The sequence below is a fragment of the Pantoea sp. Lij88 genome, from assembly GCF_030062155.1.
In the GTDB taxonomy this organism is placed as follows: Bacteria; Pseudomonadota; Gammaproteobacteria; order Enterobacterales; family Enterobacteriaceae; genus Pantoea.
The window spans coordinates 1,816,307-1,838,129 of sequence record NZ_CP118269.1; the positions used below are offsets into that span (position 1 = coordinate 1,816,307).

The window sequence follows — 21,823 nt, forward strand, 5'->3', positions numbered from 1 at the left end:
GTTAAATTTCCCCTGCCAGAGCGCAGGGGAAATTCAGGAAACGGTCAGCGTCATTTAGTCACTTCATCCGTTTCCGGTAGCGTCACGTTCAGCTCCAGAATTGAGATATCATCACCTTTCTGATCGAGCTGAACCGTCACCATTTCTGGATCGATCTTCACATATCTGCAAATCACTTCCAGAATGTCGCGCTTAAGTTGCGGAAGATAGTGGGGCTCACTGTCGCCCCTTCTCCGTTCTGCCACGATAATCTGCAGCCTTTCCTTGGCTATATTGGCAGTGTTCTTCTTCCGGGATAAAAAGAAATCAAGTAATGCCATGGTTTATCCCCCGAACAGGCGTTTCAGGAAACCCTTCTTCTCTTCTTCGATAAAGCGGAAGGGGCGTACTTCACCGAGCAACCGTTCAACGGTATCGGCATAGGCTTTGCCAGCATCAGATTCGCCGTCAAGAATCACCGGCTCGCCCTGGTTAGAGGCACGTAACACCGATTGATCTTCAGGAATCACGCCGACCAGAGGAATGCGCAGGATTTCCAGCACATCTTCCATGCTCAGCATATCGCCACGGTTCACCCGGCCAGGGTTATAACGGGTCAGCAGCAGATGCTCCTTCACCGGGTCCTGACTGTTTTCAGCGCGACGGGATTTGGATGAGATGATGCCAAGGATACGGTCGGAGTCACGGACAGAAGAGACTTCCGGGTTGGTGGTGATAATGGCTTCATCGGCAAAGTAGAGCGCCATCAGTGCGCCGGTTTCAATCCCTGCGGGTGAATCGCAGACGATGAAGTCGAACTCCATTGCCGCTAAATCGTTCAGGACTTTTTCAACACCTTCACGGGTCAGTGCATCTTTATCGCGGGTCTGCGATGCAGGCAGGATGTAGAGCAGTTCGGTGCGCTTGTCGCGAATCAGCGCCTGGTTCAGTGTGGCATCGCCCTGGATGACGTTGACGAAGTCGTAGACCACACGGCGTTCACAGCCCATGATCAAATCCAGATTACGCAGACCGATATCGAAGTCGATGACAACCGTCTTTTTGCCTTTCTGCGCTAAACCGGTGGCGATGGCCGCGCTTGACGTGGTCTTACCAACGCCCCCTTTACCGGATGTAACTACAATAATGCGTGCCATAAATGTTGATTTCCTTAACAAAAGAAAAGGGGCCTAATTAAGTGTCTGGATAGTCAGCGCGCCATCCTGCAGGCACAGGCGCGCAGCTTTACCAAAAAATTCTTGCGGGATCTGATCCATGATCCAGTACTCTCCGGCAATCGAGACCAGCTCGGCCGCCAGGTTGGTACAAAAAATCTGGCAGTTCTGGTCACCGCTGGCACCTGCCAGCGCGCGACCACGCATCATGCCGTAAATATGAATGTTGCCATCGGCGACCAGTTCGGCGCCGGCGCTGACGCTGCTGGTGATAATCAAATCAGCGTCACGCGCATAAATCTGCTGGCCTGAGCGCACCGGGGTGTTCACGATGCGGGTTTTCGTTGCCACCGTCTCGGTTACAACCGGCTGAGGTTCAGGTATCGATGCCGGCTGTGGCGCTTCAGCGCGCGGTCTGGCCTCTTTACCTTCTGCCAGTACCGGCAGGCCTGCACGGGAGATCATGCGTTTCAGTGCGTCATTTTTGCAGCCGCTTACGCCGACGATGCGTAAACCGGTGGCGAGAATCGCCTGCTGCATCTGTTTCCAGTTAACATCGGCACTCAATGTGGCGACGTTAAGTACAACCGGGGCGTTTTTCAGGAAATCCGGAGCCTGGTCGATCTTGTCCTGGAGTGCCTTGCGAATCACCGCAGGGTCATGGTGATGCAAATGGACGACAGACAGGGTGAAACTGCTACCTTTGAATTCGATTGGCGTTTGCGACATCTGTCCCGACTCAGTCCTGTTTTCACTACCGTTAGCAAGGCGATGATAAAATCATCGTTGAAGCGCTAACGGTGAATATTCGAAGTTCTGCAAGCATGTTATAGTTACCGCTATATTCAGACAAGCCTCAACGCCGGTTAATTCGAGTAAAAAATATGTTTTGTGTGATCTACAGAAGCCCGTTACGTGACCAGACTTATCTTTATGTTGAAAAAAAGGACGATTTTTCGCGCGTTCCTGCAGAATTGCTGAAAGGATTTGGCAAGCCACAGCTGGCAATGGTGCTGAAGCTGGCGGGCCGCGACAGGCTGGCTAATGCGGATATCAATAAAGTGAAGCAGGGGTTGAGTGAGCAGGGCTATTATTTACAGCTGCCTCCGCCGATTGAAAGTCTGCTAAAAATTCATTTAGAGGCCGATAAAAAAGTTTAACTCGGATTCTTCTGTAAATATAAATCCTGTCGGTGCGATCCTGGCAGGATAATATTGTTCTGAAGCGGCGCAAAATTAACGGCGCAGCTTATCTGTTATACTCATTACTAAATTACCTGCGCATTTTTTTTCCCCGATTTGGTCGATTATTCAGCATTCCAGCGCCTCCATTTACGCTTTTTGACAAATTCCGCACACCGGACCGTTAAAAGGATCTTATTATCACGCCATGAGGTTGGCTCTCGATCAACGCATAAGCAAACATCAACCCGCCAGCAGCGCTGGCATCACACCTAACCTGAACAGGGGATGAGCATGTATCAGCATCGTAACTGGCAAGGCGCCTTGTTAGATTTTCCGGTCAGCAAAGTGGTTTGCGTCGGCAGTAATTATGCAAAACACATCAAAGAGATGGGCAGTGCAACACCAACTGAACCGGTGATCTTTATCAAGCCGGAGACGTCGCTGTGTGATTTACGCCAGCCGCTCTCGATTCCTGACGCTTTTGGCGAGGTCCATCACGAAGTGGAACTGGCGGTGCTGATCGGCGCGACCCTGAAGCAGGCGACTGAGGAGCATGTGGCTAAGGCGATTGCAGGCTATGGCGTGGCGCTGGATCTGACATTGCGTGACCTGCAGTCCGGGCTGAAAAAAGCGGGCCAGCCATGGGAGAAATCCAAGGGCTTTGATAACGCCTGTCCTGTCTCCGGTTTTATTCCGGTGTCTGAGTTCAGTGGCGACCCGCAGAATGTCGAACTGAAGCTGGTGGTGAACGGTGAAGTGCGTCAGCATGGCAATACCGAAGACATGATTCATAAAATCCTGCCGCTGATTGCCCACATGAGCCACTACTTTACCCTGCGTGCTGGCGATGTGATTCTGACCGGTACGCCAGAAGGGGTTGGTCCGATGCGTTCGGGTGACCAGTTGGAAGTCTCCCTGGCGGGTCACGGGATCAGCACACGCGTACTCTAAAAACTTGCATCACCGCAGCATAGGCTTTATAAGGTGCGGTTCAGGCACAAACCGGACAAATCATCATGACTGACACCCCTTTCTGGCAACAAAAACGCCTGGCACAAATGAGCGATGAGGAATGGGAATCCTTGTGTGATGGTTGTGGGCAGTGTTGCCTGAACAAGTTGCAGGATGCCGACACCGATGAGATCTATTTCACCAATGTCGCCTGCGATCAGCTCAATATTAAAACCTGCCAGTGCCGTAACTATGAGCGCCGCTTTGAACTTGAAGAGGATTGCATCAAGTTAACGCGTGAGAATCTGACCACCTTTAACTGGCTGCCGCGCACCTGTGCTTACCGGCTGCTGGGTGAGGGCAAAGATTTACCCGCCTGGCATCCGCTGCGGGCCGGTTCGAAAACCGCGATGCATGCGCAGCGTATTTCGGTGCGTTATATAGCAGTGCGGGAGAGTGAAGTGCGGGACTGGGAAGATCACATCATTGATCGTCCCGATCGCAACGGCTAAGCGCCGCGGCATCGACCCGAATAGCAAAAAGGCTGCCAGTGGCAGCCTTTTTTGATCTCAGCGACCAAAAAGATCGCGGCGTTTCGGTTTCAGGGGCTGGGCGATCAGCACCAGCGCCGCAACGAGCAGATAACCGGCGAAGACCCCGATCATCCACTGCGGCATGCTGAGCGTCAGGAACGTCCAGCTGCGTTCTGCGCAGTCACCGCTGGCCAGAAACACCGACGGCAGCCACTTATCCAGCGGTAATCCGCTTGGGAAGCGGGCAGCAAAATCACAGGTGGTGAACGGGTTAGGGTGCAGCTGAATCATTGTATGTTCGTAAGAGAGACGCAGACCTTCCCAGGCACTGTAGATCCACAGCGCCAGCGCCGCCAGACGCAATGGCGACTTCGGCGCAATTGCGCCCACCAGGCCCGCGCCCAGCACACCAAACAGCGCATTACGCTCATAGATACACATCACGCAGGGCTTAAGACCCATCACGTGCTGAAAAAAGAGTGCCGTCAATTCCAGTGCAAGAGCTGTCAGTACCAGTAATAACCAGGCTCCGCGACCCCGTGAACATTGATTCAGATATCGCAACATATTGCATTCCCTGTAAACGTTAATGCCACGCAGTGTAAACCAAAAGCGTTTACAAACCAGCCAGGGACAGGGAAAAATCGTGTGCAAACATGACCTGATTCTGATCCAGAGCAGGTTAAATGAGAATTGCTGGAGGCCGGAGCTGCGGATGCCATGTCAGCCAACAGGTGAAAATCGGGAAGGCTGAGCGTATCCGTCGCGATCGGCAGCAAGCGAAACGGCAGAGGCAGACCAGACGCGGCGAATAACCCGCGCTTCCAGAACGACATTTTGCGGCGCGGGTACACGCATCGTTTCAGCACGGAAAATCGTATCAAATGACACTCGTCTCAAAGCAGCAGAATTAACTGTCAGCCATTCTGAAATATGCGCCCGCGCCCGGTTTTAATAGTTATGCAGGCTATATCCGCTATAGGGCGTCTGGTATGATGAGTCCTCATCATGATTAGAAAAGCAACGAGAACACATTGCTATGGTTATAAAGGCTCAGAGTCCAGCGGGATTTGCTGAAGAGTATATTATTGAAAGCATCTGGAACAGTCGCTTTCCACCTGGATCGATTCTTCCTGCTGAGCGTGAGCTTTCTGAATTGATAGGGGTGACGCGCACCACCTTACGTGAAGTGCTGCAGCGCCTGGCGCGCGACGGCTGGCTGACGATTCAGCACGGCAAACCGACGCGGGTGAATGATTTCTGGGAAACGTCCGGGCTGAATATTCTGGAAACGCTGGCCCGTCTCGATCACGACAGCGTTCCGGTGCTGATTGATAACCTGCTATCTGTCCGCAGTAATATTTCCTCGATCTTTATCAGCCGTGCGCTGCGCCATCATCCGGACAAAGCGCGTGAAGTACTGGAGACGGTGAGTGCCGCAGCCGATCAGGCGGATGCCTATACCGAACTCGACTACCGGGTGTTCCGTGGTCTGGCGTTTGCTTCAGGTAACCCGATTTACGGTCTGATACTGAATGGCCTGAAAGGTCTCTACACCCGCGTTGGCCGTCACTACTTCTCTAATCCGGAAGCCCGTCAGGTCGCGCGCGATTTCTATCTCAAACTGCTGGCGCTGTGCGACAAAGAACCCGGACAGGATGAGATTGTGGACGTGGTGCGCAACTACGGCCGCCGCAGCGGGGAAATCTGGCATAGCATGCAGAAGAATCTGCCCGAAGACCTCGGCAACAAGCGCTAAAAAAACCGGACATCGCGTCCGGTTTTTTGTTTCTGACTGGTCAGCATTGTCGGTCAGAGTGAAGAACCGCGTGGTGGATTGCGATCCAGCAGCTCCACACTGCCATCCTCATTCTGCTGTTCCAGAATCACATCAAATCCCCACAGACGATGCACATGCTTCAGCACCTCGCGACGGCTCTTGTCCAGCGGCGTGCGACTCTGCGGCACATAGCGCAGGGTCAGCGAACGGTCACCGCGCACATCCACGTTATAGACCTGAATATTGGGTTCGAGATTACTCAGGTTGTATTGCGCAGAAAGCTGCTGGCGAATCGCCCGGTAGCCCGCCTCATCGTGGATCGCGGCGATTTCGAGATAGTTGTTGCGGTCATCATCCAGCACGGTAAACAGCCGGAAGTCACGCATCACTTTCGGCGACAGGAACTGGCTGATAAAACTCTCATCCTTGAACTCACGCATCGCAAAATGCAGCGTTTCTAACCAGTCTGAACCGGCGATATCCGGGAACCAGTAGCGATCCTCTTCGGTCGGCGACTGACAGATACGCTTGATATCCTGCATCATCGCAAAGCCTAAGGCGTAAGGGTTGATGCCGTTATACCACTGACTGTTATAGGGTGGCTGAAACACGACGTTGGTATGGCTGTGCAGGAACTCCATCATAAAGCGTTCCGACACTTTGCCTTCGTCATAGAGGTGATTCAGGATGGTGTAGTGCCAGAACGTCGCCCAGCCTTCATTCATGACCTGGGTCTGTTTCTGCGGATAGAAATACTGGCTCACCTTGCGCACGATGCGCAGGATCTCACGCTGCCATGACTCCAGCAGCGGCGCGTTCTTCTCCATAAAATAGAGCAGGTTTTCCTGCGGCTCAGAAGGGTAGCGCGCAGCTTCAAAGGCCACGGCTTCTGTCTCACGCCGAGGCAGCGTGCGCCATAGGGTATTCACCTGACTCTGCAGATACTCTTCACGGCTTTTCTGCCGCGCTTTCTCTTCCTGCAGAGAGATCTTCTGCGGGCGTTTATAGCGATCGACACCATAATTCATTAAGGCATGGCAGGAGTCGAGCAGTCGTTCAACCTCTTCAACGCCATAGCGCTCTTCGCAGTCACTGATATAGTTTTTGGCAAAAAGCAGGTAATCGACAATCGATCCGGCATCCGTCCAGCTGCGGAACAGATAGTTATTTTTGAAGAAAGAGTTATGGCCATAGCAGGCGTGCGCCATCACCAGCGCCTGCATGGTCATGGTGTTCTCTTCCATCAGGTAGGCGATGCAGGGGTTGGAGTTGATGACAATTTCATAGGCCAGGCCCTGCTGACCATGCTTATAGCGCTGCTCGGTCTCAATAAATTTTTTGCCGAATGACCAGTGCGAATAGTTTATCGGCATGCCGACGCTGGAATAGGCATCCATCATCTGTTCAGAGGTGATGACTTCGATTTGGTGCGGGTAGGTATCAAGCCGGTAGAGTTTAGCGACCCGATCGATCTCTGCTAAGTAGACATCGAGCAGTTCGAATGTCCAGTCTGGTCCGTCATTGAGTCGTTTGCTGTCTCTGATGGCTTCGTCAAAGATTGTCGTCATAGCGCACCTCTTTTTTGCAAACCGGCTGACCCGAAAGACAACCCGTTCTGGTTATTTAAGGCTTCATCCTGCAAAAGGGAACCCGAAAAAAACTGAGCGAACACAACAATGATAGCCCACTGTCGCTTATCCGAAATGCGAACTCAAACGAATTCTTTGGCACAAAATCATTAAGACGGGTGTGGCAGAGAATTTAATAGCCTTAAATTCGAACCTTATTTCAAAACGCGGAATATCATCCTGTTTATAAGCGGAATGTATGGGGTTGAAGCATTCTCCTGCCATGCGCAGATTTAACTGCTTCCGTTGTCATTTATTTCTGTGTTTATGGATTAAGGCGCATAAAGCGCTGAAATTGGCCGTGCGACAAGATTTTAGTTACCTGAAAAGTGAAAAAGATGTGAAATGGATGCTGAATTTATGGGGTGGTGTCCGCTGTGTAAATCCGCTGACTATCATCTTCTTAACAGTGAATTATGCTTTTACATGCCGGGTGGGGGAGCTATGCACGTTGTCATTCTTGGAAGTGGTGTGGTTGGCGTCGCAAGCGCCTGGTATCTGGCGCGTGCCGGCCATCAGGTCACCGTCATCGATCGTCAGCCCGCCGCGGCGATGGAGACCAGCGCAGGCAATGCCGGTCAGATCTCACCGGGCTATGCCGCACCCTGGGCAGCGCCTGGCGTGCCGCTGAAAGCGGTGAAGTGGATGTTCCAGCGCCACGCGCCGCTGGCTATCCGGCTCGATGGCAGCAGTTTCCAGTTAGAGTGGATGTGGCACATGCTGCGCAACTGCGACATCAACCACTATCAGCAGAATAAAAGCCGCATGGTGCGGATTGCCGAATACAGCCGTGACTGCCTGAAAGCGTTGCGCGCTGAGACCGGCATCGCCTATGAGGGCCGTCAGGGCGGAACGCTGCAGCTGTTCCGCACCCAGCAGCAGTTCGACAGCGCCAGCAAAGATATTGCGGTGCTGCGCGACGCGGGCGTGCCCTATGAGCTGTTAGAGGCGCATGAGCTGTCACGCGTTGAACCGGCGCTGGCGGCGACTCAGCATAAACTCACCGGCGGATTACGCCTGCCCAACGATGAAACCGGCGACTGTCAGCTGTTTACGCAGCGGCTGGCAAAAATGGCCGAAGAAGCGGGCGTGGTTTTCCGCTTTAATACCCCGGTCGATCATCTGCTGCGCGATGGCAATCGTATTTATGGCGTGAAGTGCGGCGAGGAGATCATCAAGGCGGACAGCTATGTAGTGGCCTTTGGTTCCTACTCCACCGCGCTGTTAAAAAACGTTATCGATATTCCGGTCTATCCGCTGAAAGGCTACTCCCTCACTATTCCGATTAAAAATCCTGACGCTGCCCCGGTTTCAACCATCCTGGATGAGACCTACAAAGTCGCGGTGACCCGCTTCGACGATCGTATTCGCGTCGGCGGGATGGCGGAAATTGTTGGTTTTAACACCAGACTCACCGAAGCGCGGCGGGAAACGCTGGAGATGGTCGTCAGTGATCTTTATCCTGAAGGCGGTCATGTCGCGCAGGCGAGTTTCTGGACCGGTCTGCGTCCGATGACGCCAGACGGTACGCCGATTGTGGGGGCCACACCGATCTCCAACCTCTGGCTCAATACCGGTCACGGTACGCTGGGCTGGACGATGGCATGTGGTTCGGGTCAGCTGCTGGCCGATCTCATTTCCGGTAAAAAGCCTGCCATTGCGGCGGATGACTTAGCGGTGTTCCGCTACTTACCCGGTTTCGCGGCGACCTCATCGCCGCTGCGTAACGCCAACGCAACTCGTTAAGTATTCAGGGAGAGAGAGGATGTCACGTCCGATTATCGCGACCATCAATCAGCAGGCGTTACGTCATAATCTGACGGTCGTTCGCCAGGCGGCGCCCGCATCGCGCGTCTGGTCAGTGGTCAAAGCTAATGCTTACGGCCATGGTATTGATCGCGTCCGCGAGGCGTTATCTGCCACCGACGGCTTTGCGCTGCTGAATATGGAAGAGGCGATTCTGCTGCGTGAGCAGGGCTGGAAGAAGCCGATTCTGCTGCTGGAGGGCTTCTTCAAGCCTGAGGATCTGCAGCTGATCGACCGCTATCGCCTGACCACCAGCGTGCACAGTAACTGGCAAATCAACGCGCTGGCCAGCGCCACACTTTCTGCGCCCGTTGATATCTATCTCAAAATGAACAGCGGCATGAACCGTCTGGGCTTTCGTCCGGAGCAGGTCAACGGCGCCTGGCAGAAGCTGCGGGCGCTGAGCAATGTCGGTGAGATGACGCTGATGGCCCATTTTGCCGATGCTGAAAATCCGCAGGGTCTGGTTGCCCCGCTGCAGCGCGTAGAGCAGGCGGCGGAGGGACTGAACTGCCCGCGATCGCTCTCTAACTCCGCCTGCACCTTATGGCATCCTGAAGCGCACTATGACTGGGTTCGCCCTGGCATCATTCTCTATGGCGCGTCGCCCAGCGGTGACTGGCAGGACATTGCCGGCAGTGGCCTGAAGCCGGTGATGACCTTAAGCAGTGAGATTATCGCGGTTCAGCAGTTACAGGCAGGCGATGGTGTCGGTTACGGCTACCGTTATCACGCCAGCACGGCGCAGCGGATTGGCGTGGTGGCCTGCGGTTATGCCGATGGCTATCCGCGTCATGCCCCCACCGGCACGCCGGTCTGTGTCGATGGCGTGATGACGCAGGTGGTGGGCGCGGTTTCCATGGATATGATTACCGTGGATTTAACCCCCTGTCCTCAGGCCGGCATTGGCTCCGCCGTTGAGCTATGGGGTGAGCAGGTGAAAATCGATCAGGTGGCAAAAGCGGCCGGAACGGTAGGGTACGAGCTGATGTGCGCGCTGGCACCCCGCGTTCCGGTTACCGTTATTTAAGCGCGGTCAGGCTGCCGCGCATCTTTCTGCTGCAGCGCCAGGCGATAAAGGCCAGCGCTGCACCCAGCAGCATCATCAGACTCAGCGACAGCTTTTCCGCTACCGGCAGCGCGACGATGACCAGACTGCCTGCCGCACCGCCTGCCATCTGAATGAACCCCTGCAGTGCTGACGCCACACCCGCCTGTTGCTGATACGGCTCCAGCGCATAGCTGGTGGCCGGTCCCACCGTAAAGGCCAGTCCGGCAACCGAGACCGCCACCGGGAACATGTAGAGCGCCCAGTGCGTCTGCATCTCTGCCGGGAAGATCTGCATCCCCGCCACCAGCAGCACCGCGCCCAGCAGCATGGTGAAGAATCCCATCGCCAGACAGAAAGGCCGACCCGCTTTGCGAATCGCTTTATTCACGAACATGCTGACGAACATAATCCAGAAACCATTGGCCCCGAAAGCAAATGAGAACTGGATCGGCGTCAGCCCGCCTTCGGTCATTAAAACCTGTGGAGCCAGCGACACATAGGTCAGCACCATGCCCAACGCACCGGCGTTGGCAAAGGCGAACGCCAGAAAGCGCGGCTGACGCAGGATTTCAGCGTACTGCTTAATCGGTAATCCTTTCACCCGCAGCGTATCCGCCGGGCGCGTTTCCGGCAGCCAGATAATTACCAGCAGCGTTATCAGCAGGCCATAGGCGCAGAGGAACCAGAAGGGTGCGCGCCAGTCAAAAGCGCTGGCCAGCAGGCCGCCCAGCAGCGGAGCCAGCGCCGGAACAATGTTCAGTGCACCGTTCAGGAAGCCATAGGCACGGGCGGCATCGTCGCCACTCAGGCGATCACGCACGCCGCTAAAGGCGACAACGGCGCTACAGCAGACGCCACAGCCCTGCACCAGGCGAGCCAGCACGAACAGCGGGAATGAGGTGGCGGTGGCGGCGATGGCGCTGCCGGTGATGTAGAGCGCCAGGCCCAGCAGGGCAATCGGCTTACGGCCATAATTGTCCACCAGCGGGCCGGTCACCAGCTGTCCCAGCCCCATCACCAGCAGAAACAGAGGAATGGTGGTCTGCACCAGGTTAACCGGCGTATCCAGCCCTTCTGCGATTTGTGGCAGCGTGGGCAAATAGAGATCGATGCCTAAGGGTGCCAGCAGCACCAGGCTTAATAACAGCAGAGTAAATTTTTGCATAACAACCAGAGGGTAAGCGTTCTGTTAAAAAACGATCGCAGAGGGTAATGATTCAGAGGCAAAAAAGATAGAGGAAGTCGTGCGGAAAGTGCGATGCCTGCTGTAAACAGGCATCGCATCGGGGGGCTTAGTAGGCGCCGTCGCGGCGTAACACCACGCCTGCCGTTTTGAACAGGATTGCGATATCGGTCCAGAGCGCCCAGTTTTTGACATACCAGGAGTCAAAGTAGACGCGGGTGTCATAGTCGATATCGTTGCGTCCGCTGACCTGCCACAGACCGGTCATGCCGGGCTTCGCCATCAGGTAGTAGTCAACATCACCGGCGTAACGCTCCAGCTCAGCTTCGATAACCGGACGCGGGCCAACCAGACTCATCTCGCCACGAATCACGTTCCACAGCTGCGGTAACTCATCCAGGCTGGTCTTACGCAGGAAACTACCAATACGGGTCACGCGCGGGTCATTCTTCAGTTTGAAATCTTTGTCCCACTCCATCCGGGCCGCTTCGCTGGTCGCCAGTAACTTCTCCAGCACCTCTTTGGAATTGGTCACCATGGAACGGAATTTCAGACATTTGAATTTTTTGCCATTCTGGCCCACACGTTCGTGACCATAAATCGCATTACCGCCGTCACGTTTCACCATGTAGCAGAGCAGGGCGAAGATCGGGCCGAGGAACAGCAGCAGCATCGACGCTACCACGATATCAAAGGCACGCTTCATGAAACGGGAAGAGTGTTTCGCCAGGTTATTGCTGACGCGCAGGATCATCACTTCATGGCTGAAGATAAACGACATGTCCGTGCCGTAAAGCGGCACACCGCGCAGCGTCGGGATCACAGAAACCGAACGACAGTTCATCTTCGACAGGAATTTCAGCCAGCGGTCGCGCATCGGCTGCTGCTCATACTCCATGGCGACAATAAACTGCACGTTGTCACGGTCAATGGTCTGCCAGTTAATGTCTTTCCAGGTAATGACGGGCACACCATTCACGCTCTGCTGAGCCGGAACATCATCGACAGAGATAAAGGCCTGAACGTTATAGCCCAGGATCTCTTCGCTCTGCAGCGCGGCATAGGCTTCAGTAGCGTTTTTGCCGGAACCAATAATGATGGTCTCTTTCTGCCACTGGCCCGCCTTGTTAATCGCGCGTTTAACCAGGGCACGCATCAGTGGCAGCAGCAGCAGGGCGTATGTCCAGCTGAAGACCCACACCATGCGGGAGAAATCCCATTTAGAGAAGGCGATCAGTGCAAGGTCGAGTAACGAGAAAACAAATAATGTTTTAACGATCTCTTTCAGCTCAAACCAGAAAGGTTTGCGATAAGTATAATGACGCAGGCGTACCCAGAACCAGCCGGTACACATCACTGACATAATAAACTGTGCCACAAAACGATATTCAATCTGATGCGGTGGAATAAACGTATCCAGCTCACCCCAAATACCTTGTATCGTGGCGGCAGATAAAAACAGTGCAAGGTTAAGTGCAATCAGATCGGAAAAGCTCAGGGCGAATTTCACGATGATATTTTTACGCGTGCCGCTCCATGAGCGGCTCGGGCTATTCATTATCAATGTACTTGCCATAAAACCTGCTCTCTTTCTCAAGTAAAAGATGGCCTGACCAGAATCAGGTACGCGCTCAGGAGTGGGCTCTGAAAAATTAAAAAATAATTTTCAGTCTGTTGCAGTCAGTAAAGCCAGTGCAGCTGCAAAAAAGATAACGATTAAAGCGTGACGGTACTCACGGAATGTTGCAGCATTGAGATTGAGTATGCAGGAGTTATTTGACAGAGTTAATACGGAAAAAATCTGAAAACATCAAAAGTGATTAAAGTTTTAAAAAGCTAAGTTGATGTTTATTTTGGATAAAATAAGGAAGGGGTCGTTTATAACCAAACTGTTTAAGACGCTTTTTAGGAATTACCGCCGAATCTTACGACTGGCGGTAGTGATAAAGGCTCAGGCTGGTTTCTTTAAAATCCAGCGGTCCTGCTGTTTATCGTAATGACCGATCTGCAGATTCACCGGTTCCCCGTCAATCCAGGCCGGCACGCTGGTATCGCGATCCCAGCCATCCAGTTGGGTAATTAAGCCGGGATTGGTGTGACAGGGGATACTGACGGTGTCGGCGTGCTCACTGTCAAGATCGGCATCTACAATCTCATAACGACCAATTTTAACCACGTGTCCCATTCATTTCTCCCGTTTTTACTGGCATAGACATTTAAGCTTAGCGTACTGAGAGAAAATAACGTGGCTGAATGATTAGGATTATTCCTTCTCTTCCGCCGGACGGACACCAATTTTCACGATGCGGTTATCTTCTTTCTCTGCGACGGTCCAGGTCAGCTGATTCCACTCGATCTGATCGCCAACCACCGGCGAGCCGCCCAGCATTGCCAGCACCAGTTGTCCCAGCGACTGCTGATCGTTGGTGCTCTCATCCAGCTCCAGCCCGTAAATCTGCGCCACGTCGCGCAGGCGGGCCTCTGCATCCAGAATAAAGTCACCGAAGAAACGCTGGTCGAGCGAGACTGGCGGCGACTGGCTGAACATTTTGCCCAGCGCCGGAAGATCGCGTTCGCGGCCGATCACACAGATAACGTCGTTCTCTTTCAGCCGCGTCCCGCCGTTGGGGTGCATCAGCACATTGTCACGGAACAGGGCAGCGATGCGCGTCTCGCGCGGCATCTGCAGGTCACGCAACGCGGCACCGACACACCATTTGTCAGCGCTGAGCTGATAGACAAACTGCTCCCACGGATTTTCCGGGTGAATGTCCAGGCCAATACGGCTGATCGGCGAGGCGGTAGGCGGCACCACCACTTTGGCTTTTTTCGCGGCAAAGCCCAGCGAGGTACCCTGCAGCATCAGGGAGACCAACACCACGAAGAAGGCGATATTAAAATAGAGCGAGGCGTTTTCTAAGCCGGCCATCATCGGGAAGACCGCCAGGATAATCGGTACCGCGCCGCGTAAGCCTACCCAGCTGATAAAGACCCGCTCGCGGGTAGTGAAGTTGCGGAACGGCAGCAGGCCAATAAATACCGACAGCGGACGCGCCACCAGAATCAGCCACAGCGAGAGGATCATCGCTGGCACCGCGATATGCCACAAATCAGACGGGGTGACCAGCAGCCCCAGCACAATGAACATGCCGATCTGACTCAGCCACGCCATGCCGTCAAAGGTCTGCAGAATGCCGTGACGGTTACGAATCGGGCTGTTGCCCAGTAAAAAGCCGCACAGATAAACCGCCAGGATGCCGCTGCCCTCTAACACGGTGGTCAGGGCAAAGACCAGAATGCCGCCACTTAACGCCAGCAGCGGATAAAGCCCCGGGGCCAGACTGATACGGTTAATCAACTGCTGCAGCGCCCAGCCGCCGCCCAGGCCTAACACGATGCCCAGACCGAACTGCTGCACCAGATGCACCAGGAACATCCAGTCAAGGCCGCTGCGGCCCTGTTCAATCATTTCAATCAGGGTAATGGTGAGAAACACGGCCATCGGATCGTTACTGCCCGATTCGATCTCCAGCGTGGAGCTGACGCGCTCATTCAGGCCTTTGTCTCCCAGCAGGGAGAAGACGGCGGCAGCATCTGTCGAGCCGATAATTGCGCCAATCAGGAAGCCCTGCATCATGTCGAGGTTAAACAGCCAGGCGGCCACCACACCGGTTAAGCCTGCGGTGATCATCACGCCGACCGTCGCCAGCGACAGCGCGGGACCCAGCGCGACTTTAAACGAGCTGGCTTTAGTCCGCATGCCGCCATCCAGCAGGATGATCGCCAGCGCCAGGTTGGAAATTAAGTAAGCCGCCGGATAGTTATCAAAAGCGATGCCGCCGATACCATCAATACCGGTCAGCATGCCCAGTGCGAGGAAGATAACCAGAATAGGGATGCCCAGCCGGGACGAGAAAGAGCTGAGCAGAATACTCGATGCTACCAGCACGGAACCGATGATAAAAAGACTGTAGACGATAGTGTGGTTCAAACCCGGTCTCCTGAGATATGACAGTGCGGTGCAGCAACTGCTGACAAATATCCATGCTATCTCTGAAAGATAATGTTTTATCAAGGAGTTGTCATTGTGAAAATGATCATTATACGAATTGCTTAACAGGGTATGGAATCAGATTAATGTGAAGAATGAGGGGGTTGGCAGGCAAGCGGCAGAAAACAGACCGTTTTAGCAGGTTATTCGGAAGATAAAAAAAGCCGGTGATTAACCGGCTTAGTGCATCAGGCTTCCGTTGCCTGTTTATGGAACAGCGATCGGAACACCGGATAGATATCTTCCGGCTCGCGAATATGCTCAATGGCAAAGTTATCAAACGTCGCCTGCAGATGCTCATACTCGCGCCACAGCGTCTGATGCGCACGGCGGGTGATCTCGATATAACTGTAGTAACGCACCACCGGCAGGATATGCTTCGCCAGAATCTCATGACAGAGCGGTGAGTCGTCGGCCCAGTTATCACCATCCGACGCCTGCGCCGCGTAAATATTCCACTGCGCCGGGTCATAACGCTCTTTCACTACCTCATCCATCAGTTTCAGCGCACTGGAAACGATGGTGCCGCCGGTCTCCTGAGAGTAGAAGAACTCCTGTTCATCCACCTCTTTGGCCTGGGTGTGATGACGGATATAAACCACATCGACATTCTTGTAGGTGCGGCTCAGGAACAGGTAGAGCAGGATATAGAAGCGCTTCGCCATATCCTTGGTGGCCTGATCCATCGAACCGGAGACGTCCATCAGACAGAACATGACGGCCTGGCTGGACGGCTCCGGGCGTTTCTCGAAGTTTTTATAACGCAGGTCAAAGGTATCGATAAACGGAACACGCTCGATGCGCGCCCGCAGCTCGGCGATCTCTTTGCGCAGCCGCTCCTCTTCCAGCAACTGAGCCGGTTCGGTTTTCTCAATTTCCTGCAGCGTCTCTTCCAGTTCGTGCAGCATGCGGCGTTTACCCGCCGTCATGGCCGTACGACGCGCCAGCGAGTTCTGCAGCGAACGCACGACGCTGATGTTGGCCGGTACGCCATTAGAGGTGAAACCGGCACGATGGGTCTTGTACTCATTCAACTGACGATGCTGGTTCCGGCGCAGGTTAGGCAGGGCGAGATCTTCAAACAGCAGGTCAAGATACTCATCTTTCGAGATCTGAAAGACGAACTCATCCTGTCCTTCACCATCCTGACTGGCATTGCCCTGACCACTGCCGCCACCGCCGCCACCCTGGGGCCGCTCGACACGGTCATTCTGCACAAAATGGTCGTTGCCCGGATGGACGCGATGGCGATTCCCGCCGCGTCCCTGATGGAAAATCGGCTCATTGATGTCGTCAATCGGGATCGAGACAGACTCACCGCTGCTCACGTCGGTCACCGAGCGTTTGTTAATGGCCTCGGAGATCGACTGCTTAATTTGCGACTTATAACGGCGTAAAAAGCGCTGGCGGTTAACCGCGCTCTTGTTTTTACCGTTAAGCCGGCGATCGATGAAATAGGCCATGGTATTCCCCCAAACTACATTGTAAGCAGGCCGGGCGAACCCGACCCTGTCAGACCGGTATCACTTACCGGCAAGCTTACAGACTCTTATCAGGACGATTTACGCACACGCAGATACCATTCACACAGCAGGCGAACCTGTTTGCGGGTATAGCCTTTTTCCATCATGCGATCGACAAAATCATCATGCTTTTTCTGCTCATCGGTAGAGGTCTTGGTGTTAAACGAGATCACCGGCAGCAACTCTTCCGTATTCGAGAACATTTTCTTCTCGATCACGGTGCGTAATTTCTCGTAACTGGTCCAGTTCGGATTGCGACCATTATTGTGTGCCCGGGCGCGCAGCACGAAGTTCACGATCTCGTTACGGAAATCTTTCGGGTTACTGATGCCAGCAGGCTTCTCGATTTTCTCCAGTTCTGCGTTGAGCGATTCACGATCAAACAGCTGTCCGGTATCGGGATCGCGATACTCCTGATCCTGAATCCAGAAGTCGGCATAGGTCACATAGCGGTCAAAAATGTTCTGACCATATTCAGAGTAGGATTCCAGATAGGCGGTCTGAATCTCTTTGCCGATAAACTCAGCATATTTCGGGATCAGATAGCCTTTGAGGTGCTCAAGGTATTTTTCTGCCTGGTCCTGCGGGAACTGTTCGCGCTCAATCTGCTGCTCCAGCACGTAGAACAGATGCACCGGGTTAGCGGCGACTTCGGCATGGTCGAAGTTAAACACCCGCGACAGGATTTTAAAGGCAAAGCGGGTCGAGAGACCGTTCATCCCCTCATCCACACCGGCGTAGTCGTGATATTCCTGCCAGGACTTCGCTTTAGGGTCGGTATCTTTCAGGCTTTCACCATCGTACACCCGCATTTTGGAATAGATACTGGAGTTCTCAGGATCTTTCAGGCGTGACAGGATAGAGAAGCGTGCCAGCGTTTCCAGCGTGCCGGGTGCGCAGGGCGAGGTCGCCAGCTCACTATGGTTAAGCAACTTGTCGTAGATTTTGATCTCTTCAGAGACCCGCAGGCAGTAGGGCACCTTGACGATATAGACACGGTCAAGGAACGCCTCATTATTCTTGTTGTTACGGAACGTCACCCACTCAGATTCGTTGGAGTGCGCCAGAATAATGCCGTTAAACGGCAGCGCCGAAATCCCCTCGGTACCGTTATAGTTCCCTTCCTGCGTTGCCGTCAGTAACGGGTGCAGCACCTTGATGGGCGCTTTAAACATCTCCACGAACTCCATGATGCCCTGGTTCGCGCGGCAGAGTGCACCGGAGTAGCCGTAGGCATCGGGATCGTTTTGCGCATGGTTTTCCAGTTTACGGATATCCACTTTACCCACCAGCGCGGAGATATCCTGGTTGTTTTCATCACCTGGCTCGGTTTTAGCGATCGCCAGCTGTTCCAGAATCGATGGCCAGACTTTCACGACTTTGAACCGTGAAATATCGCCCCCAAAGTCGTGCAGGCGTTTAGCGGCCCACGGCGACATGATCGTGCCGAGGTAACGACGCGGGACGCCATACTCTTTTTCAAGAATGTGGGCATCTTCCTGCGGGTTAAACAGGCAGAGAGGATGGTCATTAACCGGGCTGCGTTCGCCGTCGGCGCTCAGTACATAGATAGGCACCCGCTGCATCAGCGACTTAAGCCGTTCCGCCAGCGACGATTTACCGCCACCGACCGGACCCAGCAAATAGAGGATCTGTTTCTTCTCTTCCAGTCCCTGAGCGGCATGTTTCAGGTAGGAGACGATTTGTTCAATCGCTTCCTCCATGCCGTAAAACTCCTCGAACGCCGGATAGCGTCCCATCACACGGTTGGAGAATATTCTGGAAAGGCGTGGCTCCTGAGCAGTGTCGACCATTACCGGCTCTCCGATAGCCATTAACAGTCGCTCTGCAGCGTTGGCGTATGCACTGCGATCCTGCTTACAGATAGCAAGAAATTCCTGCAGTGTGAACTCTTCGTCCTTGGCAGCTTCATAACGCTGACGATAGTGATCGAATATATTCATAGCGATGCCCGTCCTTTCGTTTTTAGCACAGGTAAGGAGCGTAATTAGAGGCTTGTAGCAGCTCCCGGAAGATATTCTCTGTTGAGTACAGCAACCCTTATGCCAACCTGATCTTTTTTATCGGGATACACAACGTTTGTGGTTACTCTGCTCGGTCAAATTCTATGCTGTTACTTCTAACTGTAGATGGCTTCTAGGAAATTTCCTCCACGGGTTTGGGTGATTGAGGGGGTGATCAAGAGTAATTTGCGTTGTTGTGAGATGAGTTCATATGGGTGATGCTTTAACTTAACTTGTTTTTAACCTTTGATGCCACTTTCATCGATGCGTAACTTAAAGCAATTCGATATAAGTTAATCCAGCCGTAAAAAAACGTTAGACTTCCTGTTTGATTGTTATATTTATGGAATGAATAAATTGTGAACCAATTCAAATTTAAGACCCTTTTGGCACTTTTACCCTGTTATTTACTCAGCACGCATGTCAATGCCGCACCGCTTTCTTTGGGCGCGTCGGTCATCTACGCGGAGTCACCTTACCGCGGCGGTCAGGACCGGTACATTCCGCTTCCGGTGATCAATTATGAGGGTGAAGACTTCTGGTTCCGCAGCCTGCAGGGCGGTTACTACCTGTGGAAAGATCCCCAGAATCAGCTGTCGCTAACGCTGCTGGGTTCACCGCAGGAGTACAAACCGAGTGATAACGATCTCGGCGACATGAAAGGGCTGGATAAACGGCGCATGACGCTGATGGGTGGCGCAACCTATCGTCACACTGCTGACTGGGGGATTGTCCGCACTTCACTGCTGGGAGATGTGCTGAATAACAGCAATGGAATGATATGGGACCTGACTTACCTTTATCGTTTCCAGATGGGTGACTTCAGCCTGACGCCGGGCATCGGGGCGGTCTGGAACAGCGCCAATCAAAACCGTTATTACTACGGTGTGTCAGCGCATGAAAGCGCCCGTACCGGCATCAGCCGTTATAAGCCGGATGACAGCTGGTCACCTTATGTAGAGCTGAATGCCAGCTATCAGATTGCGCCACAGTGGAATGCCAGTCTGACAGGACGTTATGTCAGCTTCAGCAGTGAAATCAAAGACAGCCCGATGATCGATAAAAGCGGGCAGGCGTTAATCTGGACAGGTGTCAGTTACACCTTCTGATTACGCCTCATTAGCACCAAAAGAGGGCATTTACTGCCCTCTGTTCTTTTACAGGGCCCTGAAAAGGGGCGGGAGAGCAGAATGCGCAAAACGATTAACTTTGCTGGCTTCAATGACCTGCCTGTCATTGGGCAGGGCACCTGGTATATGGGCGAAAACCCGGCGCAGCGTGACACCGAAGTCGCAGCACTGCAGGCGGGTCTTGAGTGTGGTTTGCAGCTGATAGATACCGCCGAAATGTATGCGGATGGCGGAGCCGAAGAGGTGGTCGGGCAGGCCCTGCTGGGGCGTCGCGACGAGGCTCTGCTGGTGTCGAAGGTCTATCCGTGGAATGCAGGCGAAGTGGATGCCATCGAAGCCTGTGAGCGCAGCCTGCGCCGTCTGCAGACCGATTATCTTGACCTCTACCTGCTGCACTGGCGCGGTAATGTTCCACTGGAAGAGACCCTGCGTGCCATGGAACGCCTGCAGCAGCAGGGAAAGATCCGTCACTGGGGTGTCTCGAATTTTGACACAGACGATTTGGCCGAACTGTGGGATGAACCGCAAGGAGGTCAGTGCGCGACGAATCAGGTGCTCTACCATCTGGCGTCTCGTGGTATTGAATTTGATCTGCTGCCGGCATGTCAGCAGCGGGGAATGCCGGTGATGGCCTATTGTCCACTGGCACAGGCAGGACGGCTGCGTGACTCACTCTTTACCGACCCGGTACTGACGCAGATTGCACAGCAGAAGGGCATCAGTGTCGCGCAACTCCTGCTGGCCTGGGTGATCCGTCAGCCTGGAGTGATTGCCATTCCCAAAGCCAGTTCAGTGGTTCACGTGCAGGAGAATGCTGCGGCGCTGGCGGTCGTTCTGACCGATGAAGAGTTGCAGCTCATCGATCGCGCCTGGCCAGCACCACAGCATAAGGTACCGCTGGATATCGTTTAGCCGCTGATCTTGTCGCTGGTTACGGCTTTCTTCTTCAGGCGGAACGTCGTGGCCAGGCGTGCTGGCTTCTCACCTGCGCTGCGTAACGGTTTGCTGATGCGCGCCGTCTCTACGCAGACCATGGTTTTATAACCTTCATTCGCCATATCCGACATGCTGCAGGAGAGCTCCACACCCGGGTTCCACGTGACAACGTCACTCTGGTGGTGGTGATAAACCTCAATCTGCCGTTCACCCGCTGTATCATTGATAACCGAGCAATCGTCCGGGGCGGTAAAGATACGGTCGATGCGTCCCGGATAACGTTGCCTGCCGTCGCTGCTGGCAACCTCGCCGTTATTCACCTTGTCGATATAACTGGTGCCCAGACCGGAGACCTCAACACCGTTGATGTCGCTGACGGTGAAGTAGCTGTGCAGCGCTGCTGTCGCTTCATAGTCACCATAGGCTTCCAGTTCAATCTCACAATGCTGGCCCAGACGGAAGCGGGCAATGAGCGTAAACTCATGCGGCCAGAGCTTCAGCGTCTGTGCGTTGCTCTCCAGCACCAGCGTCAGCATCACGCCATCTTCATTCTCATCATGTGCCGTCAGCTTCCACGGCTGAACACGGGCAAAACCGTGCGCGGGCTCGCCTGCCGGGCCAAACCATGGCCAGCAGATCGGTACGCCGCCACGAATCGCTTTGCCCGGGGAGAAGAGACTCTTATCGCTCAGCCAGAGTACCGGCTTTTCGCCGCTCGGCTGCCAGGCAATCAGGTGCGCGCCCTGCAGTGTGATCGCTGCCCGCACCTTAGGGTGACTGATGACAATCGCCGGGAGTTCACCCACCTGACGCTGAGAGAGGTAAGGGGAGATCTGATTCACCACCGGCAGAGTAAACAGCTTATCTTGCATGTTCGATTCCTTCCTGT

General features: G+C 53.9%; 20 protein-coding genes. 8 read left to right on the forward strand and 12 right to left on the reverse strand.

The window, feature by feature from the left end; genetic code table 11:
- Nucleotides 1-50: 50 nt before the first annotated feature.
- The 3 genes from minE to minC are packed head-to-tail and all read right to left on the reverse strand — an operon-like array spanning nt 51 to nt 1,883.
- On the reverse strand, nt 51-320 hold the full coding sequence (gene minE, locus PU624_RS12190; RefSeq protein WP_008925314.1) for a cell division topological specificity factor MinE: 270 nt from the start codon (nt 318-320) through the stop codon (nt 51-53).
- Between the two features lie 3 nt (nt 321-323).
- Nucleotides 324-1,136 carry a septum site-determining protein MinD gene (gene minD / locus PU624_RS12195; protein WP_090960400.1) on the reverse strand — a complete coding sequence of 271 codons (813 nt, stop codon included), beginning with the start codon at nt 1,134-1,136 and terminating at the stop codon, nt 324-326.
- Nucleotides 1,137-1,169: 33 nt separating this feature from the next.
- Nucleotides 1,170-1,883 (reverse strand): septum site-determining protein MinC, encoded by a 714-nt coding sequence (minC, locus tag PU624_RS12200; protein ID WP_283547826.1) that lies wholly within the window; start codon nt 1,881-1,883, stop codon nt 1,170-1,172.
- Nucleotides 1,884-2,038: 155 nt separating this feature from the next.
- Here minC and PU624_RS12205 point away from each other — a divergent pair, with 155 nt between their 5' ends.
- The 3 genes from PU624_RS12205 (at nt 2,039) to ycgN (ending at nt 3,801) form a co-directional block, all read left to right on the forward strand.
- Nucleotides 2,039-2,314, forward strand: coding sequence for a YcgL domain-containing protein (locus tag PU624_RS12205; protein WP_283547827.1), 276 nt, complete (start codon nt 2,039-2,041; stop codon nt 2,312-2,314).
- Nucleotides 2,315-2,629: 315 nt separating this feature from the next.
- The gene (locus PU624_RS12210; protein WP_283547828.1) at nt 2,630-3,289 is read left to right on the forward strand and encodes a fumarylacetoacetate hydrolase family protein; all 660 of its coding nucleotides are present in this window, start codon (nt 2,630-2,632) and stop codon (nt 3,287-3,289) included.
- Nucleotides 3,290-3,354: 65 nt separating this feature from the next.
- Nucleotides 3,355-3,801, forward strand: a complete 447-nt coding sequence (gene ycgN, locus PU624_RS12215; RefSeq protein WP_090960412.1) for a cysteine cluster protein YcgN — start codon at nt 3,355-3,357, stop codon at nt 3,799-3,801.
- Between the two features lie 57 nt (nt 3,802-3,858).
- On the opposite strand, the gene dsbB is transcribed toward ycgN, so the two are convergent.
- Nucleotides 3,859-4,389: a disulfide bond formation protein DsbB gene (gene dsbB, locus PU624_RS12220; protein ID WP_283547829.1), complete on the reverse strand. Its 531-nt coding sequence runs from the start codon at nt 4,387-4,389 to the stop codon at nt 3,859-3,861.
- A 472-nt stretch (nt 4,390-4,861) separates the two neighbouring features.
- Between dsbB and fadR the strand changes: the two genes are divergently transcribed.
- Nucleotides 4,862-5,581 (forward strand): fatty acid metabolism transcriptional regulator FadR, encoded by a 720-nt coding sequence (gene fadR, locus PU624_RS12225; protein WP_090960416.1) that lies wholly within the window; start codon nt 4,862-4,864, stop codon nt 5,579-5,581.
- A gap of 53 nt (nt 5,582-5,634) precedes the next feature.
- Here the strand turns inward: fadR and PU624_RS12230 are convergent, their stop codons facing one another.
- The gene (locus PU624_RS12230) at nt 5,635-7,170 is read right to left on the reverse strand and encodes a SpoVR family protein (RefSeq protein ID WP_003852729.1); all 1,536 of its coding nucleotides are present in this window, start codon (nt 7,168-7,170) and stop codon (nt 5,635-5,637) included.
- Between the two features lie 504 nt (nt 7,171-7,674).
- Between PU624_RS12230 and PU624_RS12235 the strand changes: the two genes are divergently transcribed.
- Both PU624_RS12235 and dadX read left to right on the forward strand, forming a co-directional pair.
- A complete protein-coding gene (locus PU624_RS12235) occupies nt 7,675-8,976 on the forward strand; it encodes a D-amino acid dehydrogenase (RefSeq protein WP_283547830.1) in 1,302 nt (433 codons plus the stop codon).
- Between the two features lie 19 nt (nt 8,977-8,995).
- Entirely contained in the window at nt 8,996-10,066 is a 1,071-nt protein-coding gene (gene dadX / locus PU624_RS12240) for a catabolic alanine racemase DadX (RefSeq protein ID WP_283547831.1), read from the forward strand.
- Here the strand turns inward: dadX and PU624_RS12245 are convergent.
- The 6 genes from PU624_RS12245 to yeaG form a co-directional block, all read right to left on the reverse strand.
- Nucleotides 10,059-11,252: a multidrug effflux MFS transporter gene (locus PU624_RS12245; RefSeq protein ID WP_283547832.1), complete on the reverse strand. Its 1,194-nt coding sequence runs from the start codon at nt 11,250-11,252 to the stop codon at nt 10,059-10,061. The genes dadX and PU624_RS12245 overlap by 8 nt on opposite strands.
- Before the next feature lie 127 nt (nt 11,253-11,379).
- Nucleotides 11,380-12,846: an undecaprenyl-phosphate galactose phosphotransferase WbaP gene (gene wbaP, locus PU624_RS12250; protein ID WP_179895581.1), complete on the reverse strand. Its 1,467-nt coding sequence runs from the start codon at nt 12,844-12,846 to the stop codon at nt 11,380-11,382.
- 375 nt (nt 12,847-13,221) lie between these two features.
- Nucleotides 13,222-13,455, reverse strand: a complete 234-nt coding sequence (locus tag PU624_RS12255; protein WP_090960434.1) for a DUF1480 family protein — start codon at nt 13,453-13,455, stop codon at nt 13,222-13,224.
- 78 nt (nt 13,456-13,533) lie between these two features.
- A complete protein-coding gene (locus tag PU624_RS12260; RefSeq protein WP_283547833.1) occupies nt 13,534-15,261 on the reverse strand; it encodes a potassium/proton antiporter in 1,728 nt (575 codons plus the stop codon).
- Nucleotides 15,262-15,509: 248 nt separating this feature from the next.
- The gene (locus tag PU624_RS12265) at nt 15,510-16,784 is read right to left on the reverse strand and encodes a YeaH/YhbH family protein (protein WP_003852738.1); all 1,275 of its coding nucleotides are present in this window, start codon (nt 16,782-16,784) and stop codon (nt 15,510-15,512) included.
- An 89-nt stretch (nt 16,785-16,873) separates the two neighbouring features.
- Nucleotides 16,874-18,808, reverse strand: coding sequence for a protein kinase YeaG (gene yeaG, locus PU624_RS12270; protein WP_003852739.1), 1,935 nt, complete (start codon nt 18,806-18,808; stop codon nt 16,874-16,876).
- A gap of 419 nt (nt 18,809-19,227) precedes the next feature.
- Between yeaG and PU624_RS12275 the strand changes: the two genes are divergently transcribed.
- Nucleotides 19,228-19,977: a MipA/OmpV family protein gene (locus PU624_RS12275; protein WP_283547834.1), complete on the forward strand. Its 750-nt coding sequence runs from the start codon at nt 19,228-19,230 to the stop codon at nt 19,975-19,977.
- 81 nt (nt 19,978-20,058) lie between these two features.
- Nucleotides 20,059-20,910 carry an aldo/keto reductase gene (locus PU624_RS12280; RefSeq protein WP_283547835.1) on the forward strand — a complete coding sequence of 284 codons (852 nt, stop codon included), beginning with the start codon at nt 20,059-20,061 and terminating at the stop codon, nt 20,908-20,910.
- Here the strand turns inward: PU624_RS12280 and PU624_RS12285 are convergent.
- On the reverse strand, nt 20,907-21,806 hold the full coding sequence (locus tag PU624_RS12285; protein WP_283547836.1) for a D-hexose-6-phosphate mutarotase: 900 nt from the start codon (nt 21,804-21,806) through the stop codon (nt 20,907-20,909). The two genes, PU624_RS12280 and PU624_RS12285, sit on opposite strands and share 4 nt — an antisense overlap.
- Nucleotides 21,807-21,823: the final 17 nt, after the last annotated feature.

Excerpts from the sequence above, each read along its gene's own strand:
- minE (WP_008925314.1), bottom strand. The coding sequence starts at position 320 with ATGGCATTACTTGATTTCTTTTTATCCCGGAAGAAGAACACTGCCAAT.
- minD (WP_090960400.1), bottom strand. The coding sequence starts at position 1,136 with ATGGCACGCATTATTGTAGTTACATCCGGTAAAGGGGGCGTTGGTAAG.
- minC (WP_283547826.1), bottom strand. The coding sequence starts at position 1,883 with ATGTCGCAAACGCCAATCGAATTCAAAGGTAGCAGTTTCACCCTGTCT.
- PU624_RS12205 (WP_283547827.1), top strand. The coding sequence starts at position 2,039 with ATGTTTTGTGTGATCTACAGAAGCCCGTTACGTGACCAGACTTATCTT.
- PU624_RS12210 (WP_283547828.1), top strand. The coding sequence starts at position 2,630 with ATGTATCAGCATCGTAACTGGCAAGGCGCCTTGTTAGATTTTCCGGTC.
- ycgN (WP_090960412.1), top strand. The coding sequence starts at position 3,355 with ATGACTGACACCCCTTTCTGGCAACAAAAACGCCTGGCACAAATGAGC.
- dsbB (WP_283547829.1), bottom strand. The coding sequence starts at position 4,389 with ATGTTGCGATATCTGAATCAATGTTCACGGGGTCGCGGAGCCTGGTTA.
- fadR (WP_090960416.1), top strand. The coding sequence starts at position 4,862 with ATGGTTATAAAGGCTCAGAGTCCAGCGGGATTTGCTGAAGAGTATATT.
- PU624_RS12230 (WP_003852729.1), bottom strand. The coding sequence starts at position 7,170 with ATGACGACAATCTTTGACGAAGCCATCAGAGACAGCAAACGACTCAAT.
- PU624_RS12235 (WP_283547830.1), top strand. The coding sequence starts at position 7,675 with ATGCACGTTGTCATTCTTGGAAGTGGTGTGGTTGGCGTCGCAAGCGCC.
- dadX (WP_283547831.1), top strand. The coding sequence starts at position 8,996 with ATGTCACGTCCGATTATCGCGACCATCAATCAGCAGGCGTTACGTCAT.
- PU624_RS12245 (WP_283547832.1), bottom strand. The coding sequence starts at position 11,252 with ATGCAAAAATTTACTCTGCTGTTATTAAGCCTGGTGCTGCTGGCACCC.
- wbaP (WP_179895581.1), bottom strand. The coding sequence starts at position 12,846 with ATGGCAAGTACATTGATAATGAATAGCCCGAGCCGCTCATGGAGCGGC.
- PU624_RS12255 (WP_090960434.1), bottom strand. The coding sequence starts at position 13,455 with ATGGGACACGTGGTTAAAATTGGTCGTTATGAGATTGTAGATGCCGAT.
- PU624_RS12265 (WP_003852738.1), bottom strand. The coding sequence starts at position 16,784 with ATGGCCTATTTCATCGATCGCCGGCTTAACGGTAAAAACAAGAGCGCG.
- yeaG (WP_003852739.1), bottom strand. The coding sequence starts at position 18,808 with ATGAATATATTCGATCACTATCGTCAGCGTTATGAAGCTGCCAAGGAC.
- PU624_RS12280 (WP_283547835.1), top strand. The coding sequence starts at position 20,059 with ATGCGCAAAACGATTAACTTTGCTGGCTTCAATGACCTGCCTGTCATT.
- PU624_RS12285 (WP_283547836.1), bottom strand. The coding sequence starts at position 21,806 with ATGCAAGATAAGCTGTTTACTCTGCCGGTGGTGAATCAGATCTCCCCT.